The following is a 6,563-nucleotide window of genomic DNA, read 5'->3' as shown; positions in this document are numbered from 1 at the left end:
GGGGAGGGGGCGGCGGTGTTGGCGCCGGGGCGCGTCATACCGTAGACTCTTCCTTTGGTGTACACGTGGGCCATCATCACGATGATGTCCCGGTCCACCATCCGAACAAGACTGTGTGGTCAGGCTCCGGCCCCGGCAACCGCCGGCCAGCTGCCCTGACCTGGAAAAGTGGAGGATATGGCTAAGAAGGAAGGCGCCATCGAGGTCGAGGGTAAGATTGTCGAGCCCCTGCCTAACGCGATGTTCCGCGTTGAGCTGGACAACGGGCACAAGGTGCTCGCCCACATCTCCGGCAAGATGCGTCAGCACTACATCCGTATCCTTCCCGAGGACCGCGTTGTCGTGGAGCTGTCGCCCTACGACCTGACCCGCGGGCGCATCGTCTACCGTTACAAGTAGACCTGCCCTACCTGTCGTTCCGGCACATCTGTCCGGCACAAAGACATTCGCCTCCGTACACCATCCGTGGCACCGCCCTGTGCGGTGTCCACGGGCTCACCTCCGGCCGCGGCGGCCGGAGCCCGGCGTCCTCCCTCTGCGTGGAGGGCGCCGGGATGTGTGGGGAGCAAACCGCCGTACTACAACCGGAAGGAACTGCCACATGGCACGCCTTGCTGGTGTCGACCTCCCGCGCGACAAGCGCATGGAAGTTGCACTCACCTACATCTACGGCGTCGGCCCCGCCCGCGCCGCCGAGCTGCTGGAGAAGACCGGCATCTCCCCCGACCTGCGGTCCAAGGACCTGACCGACGAGCAGGTCTCCGCTCTCAAGGACGTCATCGAGTCCTCCTGGAAGGTCGAGGGTGACCTCCGTCGCGAGGTCGCCGCCGACATCCGCCGCAAGATCGAGATCGGCTGCTACCAGGGTATCCGCCACCGTCGCGGTCTCCCGGTGCGCGGTCAGCGGACCAAGACCAACGCTCGTACCCGCAAGGGCCCGAAGAAGACGATCGCAGGAAAGAAGAAGTAACAGATGCCTCCGAAAGCACGCGCTGGCGCGCGCCGTACCGGCCGTCGGGTCGTCAAGAAGAACGTCGCCCACGGTGCCGCGTACATCAAGTCCACGTTCAACAACACCATCGTCTCCATCACGGACGAGAAGGGCGCCGTGATCTCCTGGGCGTCCTCCGGCCACGTCGGGTTCAAGGGCTCCCGTAAGTCCACGCCGTTCGCCGCGCAGATGGCTGCCGAGTCCGCCGCCCGTAAGGCGATGGAGCACGGCATGAAGAAGGTTGACGTGTTCGTCAAGGGCCCGGGCTCCGGTCGTGAGACCGCCATCCGTTCCCTCCAGGCCGCCGGCCTCGAGGTCAGCTCGATCTCCGACGTGACGCCGCAGCCGCACAACGGCTGCCGTCCGCCGAAGCGTCGCCGCGTTTAATCAGGAAAGGACAGGAAACACACAATGGCCCGTTACACCGGTTCAGCCACCCGTAAGTCCCGTCGTCTCCGCGTCGACCTCGTCGGCGGAGACCGCTCCTTCGAGCGTCGCCCGTACCCGCCCGGACAGGCCGGTCGTGGACGCATCAAGGAGTCCGAGTACCTCACCCAGCTGCAGGAGAAGCAGAAGGCGCGCTTCACCTACGGCGTCATGGAGAAGCAGTTCCGCCGCTACTACGCTGAGGCGAACCGTCGCCCCGGCAAGACCGGCGCGAACCTGGTCGTCCTGCTGGAGACCCGTCTCGACAACGTCGTCTACCGTGCCGGCCTCGCCCGCACGCGTCGTCAGGCCCGTCAGCTCGTCTCCCACGGTCACTTCACCGTGAACGGCAAGAAGACCAACGTGCCGTCCTTCCAGGTCTCCCAGTACGACATCATCGACGTCCGGGACCGCTCCCGTTCGATGCTGTGGTTCGAAGAGGCCCAGGAGAACCTGCTCGACTCCGTCGTCCCGGCCTGGCTGCAGGTCGTGCCGTCCACCCTGCGCATCCTCGTGCACCAGCTGCCCGAGCGCGCCCAGATCGACGTTCCGCTGCAGGAGCAGCTCATCGTCGAGTTCTACTCCAAGTAGGGAACCACCCGGTTCCCCTCTGTTCACCTCATGTGGCGTCAAATAGCGGACGCCGAGAAGGAGAAATACCCCGATGCTGATTTCCCAGCGCCCCCAGCTCACCGAGGAGTACATCAGCCCGGCCCGGTCCCGGTTCGTCATCGAACCGCTCGAGCCCGGCTTCGGCTACACCCTCGGCAATTCCCTGCGCCGTACCCTGCTGTCATCCATCCCGGGTGCAGCGGTGACCTCCATCCGGATCGAGGGTGTGCTCCACGAGTTCACCACCATCCCGGGTGTCAAGGAGGATGTCTCCGACATCATCCTGAACATCAAGTCCCTGGTTCTGTCCTCGGACTCCGATGAGCCGGTCACCATGTACATCCGCAAGGAGGGGCTGGGCGAGGTCACCGGTGCGGACGTCGTCGTCCCTGCCGGTGTGGAGGTCCACAACCCTGACCTGCACATCGCCACGCTCAACGAGCAGGGCAAGCTGGACATCGAGCTCGTGGTCGAGCGCGGTCGCGGATACGTCCCGGCCGCCACCACCACCGGAGAGATCGGCCGTATCCCGGTCGACCAGATCTACTCCCCGGTGCTGAAGGTCAGCTACAAGGTCGAGGCCACCCGTGTGGAACAGCGCACCGACTTCGACAAGCTGGTCATCGACGTGGAGACCAAGAACTCCATCACCGCCCGTGACGCCATCGCGTCCGCCGGTGGAACCCTGGTGGAGCTCTTCGGGCTGGCCCGCGAGCTGAACACCGAGTCTGAGGGCATTGAGATCGGCCCGTCCCCGCAGGAGACGGAGCACATCGCGGCCTACAGTCTGCCCATCGAGGATCTCGACTTCTCCGTCCGCTCCTACAACTGCCTCAAGCGTGAGGACATCCACACGGTCGGCGAGCTCGCCGCCCGTACGGAGTCCGATCTGCTGGACATCCGGAACTTCGGTCAGAAGTCCATCAACGAGGTCAAGGTGAAGCTCGCTGAGCTGGGCCTGGGTCTCAAGGACGCGCCGGAGGGCTTCGACATCAACAGCATCGAAGGCTACGACGCCGAGACCGGGGAGTTCCTGGACACCGAGGGCGAGGACATCGCCGAATAGGGGCACGACCGGTCACGGTCCCTGCCTGGAGCAAGCGCTCACAAGACACATTCACGAGGAGAAGTTATGCCTACCCCGAAGAAGGGTGCCCGCCTCGGCGGATCTGCTTCCCACCAGAAGAAGATCCTCGCCAACCTGGCTGCTCAGCTCATTGAGCACGGCGCCATCAAGACCACGGACGCCAAGGCCAAGCTGCTGCGTCCGTACGTCGAGAAGATCATCACCAAGGCCAAGAAGGGCACCGTGGCTGACCGCCGCAACGTCCTGAAGCTCATCACGGACAAGCAGGTTGTCGCCTACCTGTTCAACGAGCTCGCGCCGAAGTTCGAGGGTCGCAACGGCGGTTACACCCGCATCATCAAGCTGGAGAACCGTAAGGGCGACAACGCCCCCGTCTCCCAGATCTCGCTGGTTCTCGAGGAGCTCGCCTCCACCGAGGCCGAGCGTGCCACCAGGGCCGCCGCCAAGGCGCCGGTCGAGGAGGCCCCCGAGGTCGAGGCTGAGGAGTCCACTGACGCCGCAGCCGCAGCCGAGGCCGCCGAGGTCGAGGCTGAGGAGACCGCCGAGGCGAAGTAAGTCCGCCTCCGGCCGTCCCCTCACCCGGACGCCCCACCGACGACGCCCGCCCCCGCGTGACGCGGGGGCGGGCGTCGTCGTATCATCACCGTAAAGGCAGCGGTGAACCGGCAGCGGTGTTCCGGCGGTGGCGGACACCCAGGGGGCTCACAGCGGGGAGACGGCGTCTGCGCTGGTGGGCGCTGCTAGAATCGGTGCAATGTCCCCGCGGTCCACCCTGCACAACCCCGTCTCGTACCGCACCGCCGGCGTCCTTCTGGTCCTCAGCGGCGCGTTGTTGACGATCGGTCAGGTCGTCGGCATCGTGAAGTGGAGAGGCATGTACTCGCTGACCGAGAACCGTCCCTCCGACCTCACCGCCTCGGAGTGCGGCGTCCTCCGCGACGATTCGGGTGTCCGGTTCGTGTGCAACCCGGTCAGCACGTTCACCACCTCGATGGTGATCCTGTCCGGGGTGGCGGTGGTCCTGGCGTCGCTGATCATGGTGCTGGCGGCCCGCCGGATCGGGGACCGGGGCGTTTACGGGACCTCTCTGCTGCTGGGACTGTCCGGCGTACTGACGCTGGTGACCACGATGTTCACGGTGGACGGGCGGCCGCAGGTCCATGACCTGTCCCTGCTGGCGTACCTGCTGGTGATGTGGGCGACGATGGAGGTGCTCGTGGATTCGGCGACGCGTCACGCCCAGACCACCGGTGACGCCCACCCGCTGATCTACGGTGCGTACGTGCCTATCACCCGCGTCATGGAGTTCTTCTCGATCGTGGGCGCACTGACGCTCATCTTCTCCGGGCGCGACGTGATGCCCGGGGCGTTCGAGCGGGTGGCCTTGGACACGCTGACCCTGTGGGTCGCGGTGTTCGGGTTGGGGATGTTCAGTCTCGGCGGGGCGGCGGACCGCGAGCGGATGCGTGTCGTAGAGATGGAGAGGCAGCGGCGGGAGGGACGCGTGGAGGCGCTGAGCCCGGCGGCGCTGGCGGGGTTCGGACGGGAGACGACGGATGAGTGAGATGGTGCGGGTTCGCCTGGACGTCGCCTATGACGGCACGGATTTCCACGGCTGGGCGAAGCAGAAGGGCCCGCAGGCAGGTCTGCGGACCGTGCAGGGGGTGCTGGAGGAGAAGCTGTCCCTGGTCTTCCGTACTCCGGTCGAGTTGACTGTGGCGGGACGCACCGACGCCGGCGTCCACGCGACGGGGCAGGTCGCGCATGTGGATGTGCCGGTTGAGGCATTCGGACAGCGCTCGTTGCAGTCACCGGAGGACCTGGTGCGGCGGCTGTCACGGATGCTCCCCGCCGATGTGCGGCTGCACGGTGCATCGGCGGCTCCCGCGGGGTTCGACGCGCGCTTCTCTGCGCTGCGTCGGCGCTACGTGTACCGGGTGACGACCTCGATGGCCGGGCCGTCGCCGCTGCGGGTGCGGGATACGGCGCAGTGGCGGCACGGGGTGGATCTGTCGGCGGTGCAGCTGGCGTCCGACGTGCTGGTCGGGCTGCATGACTTCGCCGCGTTCTGCAGGTACCGGGAGGGCTCGACGACGGTGCGTGAGCTGCAGTCCTTCGAGTGGCGGGACGTTTCCACAGTGACTGAGCCGGAGACCTACGAGGCTTCGGTCGTGGCGGACGCCTTCTGCTGGTCGATGGTCCGTTCCCTGGTCGGCGCGGTGCTGACAGTGGGGGAGGGACGCCGGGACACCTCCTTCGCGGGGGCACTTCTGGAGGAGCGTTCCAGGTCTTCGAAGGTACCGGTGGCGCCGGCGTGCGGGCTGAACCTCGTGGCCGTTGATTATCCGGCGGACGCCGGGCTGGCGGCGCGGGCGGAGGAGACGCGGGTGAAGCGGGAGCCGGTGTAGCGGTCGGACGCGCCCGTCGTCGCTGACCCGAGTACCCTCTGCGTCTCCGGTCGGTCAGTCGTCGATGTCGCTTTCGCTCCGGCGGCGAAGTTCCCAGAGCCGGCGGGCAGCGTGCCGGCCACTTCGGCGACGACCGTGGACGCCACGCTGATCACCGGTGGGCTCGGGGGTACCCGGTACCCGGACAGGGACGCTTGCGCACGTGATCGGCCAGGCGTCGTCCAGCAGTGGGACGATGCTCGTGGCCGGGGACGTGCTCGCCGAGGAACTCGCCCACGACCACGACTGCGAGGCCGACCTGCTGGACGTCACGCTGTACGGCGGTGGGTCGTGCACCGATGCGGAGCACCGTGGGTTGTCCGCCCGCGCCGGTGTGACCCGGGGGAGCGGAGCGGCCGACCGTGGGCCGGGGCTTCACGCTGTACCGGCCGGGGTGAGTGGCACAATTGCCCCAATGCCTCAGCGGAGGCCCGCGCCGGACACTGAGGCGGCCGAGAGACTGGACGAGCTGTCCAGGCTCACTCGCAGGAGTCCGCGCGGAGCAGCGCCATCAGCTCATCGGCGGACTGCGCTGTCGTCGCCCGGCCCCGCATGCGGTTGACCAACCGTTCACCTCGGGATGTCGCAGCCGTGGCATGGACGATGCGCAGTGCGTCTCCGTCGGCGATGACCTCCACTTCGTCGCCCTCGCGGAACCCCGTTGAGCGTCGCAGTTCGGCGGGGATGGTCACCTGGCCCTTCCCGTTCACACGCACGGGTACCTCCTCGTCGTTCCTGTAGCGCAGGATATTCTGGTGGAACTGGCTGGACAGGGGGCATATGCCGCTGTGAGTTGGGGGAGCTTTTGGACGGTTCCCGGTCAATCCCGGAAAGTGTTACCGGTTTTCGACGGCGGAATTTTTGATGACCTGGGGTTTTGTTGAAAACAGGACGCTTGTCCTGGTAACACTTTCGGGTAACACTCTCGGGTGAGGGGTGAGGGGTGAGGGGTGAGGGGTGAGGGGTGAGGGGTGAGCGGTGAGCGGCGGGCGGCGGGCGG

General features: G+C 66.6%; 10 protein-coding genes. 8 read left to right on the top strand and 2 right to left on the bottom strand.

Features of this window, described 5'->3' with window-relative positions; genetic code table 11:
* Positions 1-177 precede the first annotated feature (177 nt).
* From infA to QZV72_RS04775, 8 genes are all read left to right on the top strand, one after another.
* A complete protein-coding gene (infA, locus tag QZV72_RS04810; protein ID WP_014010831.1) occupies positions 178-399 on the top strand; it encodes a translation initiation factor IF-1 in 222 nt (73 codons plus the stop codon).
* A 202-nt stretch (positions 400-601) separates the two neighbouring features.
* Entirely contained in the window at positions 602-970 is a 369-nt protein-coding gene (gene rpsM / locus QZV72_RS04805) for a 30S ribosomal protein S13 (protein ID WP_297005889.1), read from the top strand.
* Positions 971-973: 3 nt separating this feature from the next.
* A complete protein-coding gene (rpsK, locus tag QZV72_RS04800) occupies positions 974-1,378 on the top strand; it encodes a 30S ribosomal protein S11 (RefSeq protein ID WP_297005887.1) in 405 nt (134 codons plus the stop codon).
* Positions 1,379-1,402: 24 nt separating this feature from the next.
* Complete coding sequence (gene rpsD / locus QZV72_RS04795) at positions 1,403-2,008, top strand: 30S ribosomal protein S4 (protein WP_297005885.1); 606 nt, start codon at positions 1,403-1,405, stop codon at positions 2,006-2,008.
* Positions 2,009-2,081: 73 nt separating this feature from the next.
* Positions 2,082-3,095 (top strand): DNA-directed RNA polymerase subunit alpha, encoded by a 1,014-nt coding sequence (locus QZV72_RS04790; RefSeq protein ID WP_297005883.1) that lies wholly within the window; start codon positions 2,082-2,084, stop codon positions 3,093-3,095.
* Between the two features lie 66 nt (positions 3,096-3,161).
* The gene (gene rplQ, locus QZV72_RS04785) at positions 3,162-3,671 is read left to right on the top strand and encodes a 50S ribosomal protein L17 (protein ID WP_297005881.1); all 510 of its coding nucleotides are present in this window, start codon (positions 3,162-3,164) and stop codon (positions 3,669-3,671) included.
* 199 nt (positions 3,672-3,870) lie between these two features.
* Positions 3,871-4,680 (top strand): hypothetical protein, encoded by an 810-nt coding sequence (locus tag QZV72_RS04780; RefSeq protein WP_297005880.1) that lies wholly within the window; start codon positions 3,871-3,873, stop codon positions 4,678-4,680.
* Positions 4,673-5,524, top strand: a complete 852-nt coding sequence (locus tag QZV72_RS04775; RefSeq protein ID WP_297005878.1) for a tRNA pseudouridine(38-40) synthase TruA — start codon at positions 4,673-4,675, stop codon at positions 5,522-5,524. The genes QZV72_RS04780 and QZV72_RS04775 overlap by 8 nt, the downstream gene beginning before the upstream one ends.
* Before the next feature lie 151 nt (positions 5,525-5,675).
* On the opposite strand, the gene QZV72_RS04770 is transcribed toward QZV72_RS04775, so the two are convergent.
* Together QZV72_RS04770 and QZV72_RS04765 are read right to left on the bottom strand one after the other, a co-directional pair.
* Complete coding sequence (locus QZV72_RS04770; protein WP_297005876.1) at positions 5,676-5,873, bottom strand: hypothetical protein; 198 nt, start codon at positions 5,871-5,873, stop codon at positions 5,676-5,678.
* A gap of 169 nt (positions 5,874-6,042) precedes the next feature.
* Entirely contained in the window at positions 6,043-6,279 is a 237-nt protein-coding gene (locus QZV72_RS04765; protein ID WP_297005873.1) for an AbrB/MazE/SpoVT family DNA-binding domain-containing protein, read from the bottom strand.
* Positions 6,280-6,563: the final 284 nt, after the last annotated feature.

This window comes from uncultured Corynebacterium sp., from assembly GCF_902782855.1.
In the GTDB taxonomy this organism is placed as follows: domain Bacteria; phylum Actinomycetota; class Actinomycetes; order Mycobacteriales; family Mycobacteriaceae; genus Corynebacterium.
This window is presented reverse-complemented; position numbering and strand designations above follow the sequence as displayed.

Excerpts from the sequence above, each read along its gene's own strand:
- infA (WP_014010831.1), top strand. The coding sequence starts at position 178 with ATGGCTAAGAAGGAAGGCGCCATCGAGGTCGAGGGTAAGATTGTCGAG.
- rpsM (WP_297005889.1), top strand. The coding sequence starts at position 602 with ATGGCACGCCTTGCTGGTGTCGACCTCCCGCGCGACAAGCGCATGGAA.
- rpsK (WP_297005887.1), top strand. The coding sequence starts at position 974 with ATGCCTCCGAAAGCACGCGCTGGCGCGCGCCGTACCGGCCGTCGGGTC.
- rpsD (WP_297005885.1), top strand. The coding sequence starts at position 1,403 with ATGGCCCGTTACACCGGTTCAGCCACCCGTAAGTCCCGTCGTCTCCGC.
- QZV72_RS04790 (WP_297005883.1), top strand. The coding sequence starts at position 2,082 with ATGCTGATTTCCCAGCGCCCCCAGCTCACCGAGGAGTACATCAGCCCG.
- rplQ (WP_297005881.1), top strand. The coding sequence starts at position 3,162 with ATGCCTACCCCGAAGAAGGGTGCCCGCCTCGGCGGATCTGCTTCCCAC.
- QZV72_RS04780 (WP_297005880.1), top strand. The coding sequence starts at position 3,871 with ATGTCCCCGCGGTCCACCCTGCACAACCCCGTCTCGTACCGCACCGCC.
- QZV72_RS04775 (WP_297005878.1), top strand. The coding sequence starts at position 4,673 with ATGAGTGAGATGGTGCGGGTTCGCCTGGACGTCGCCTATGACGGCACG.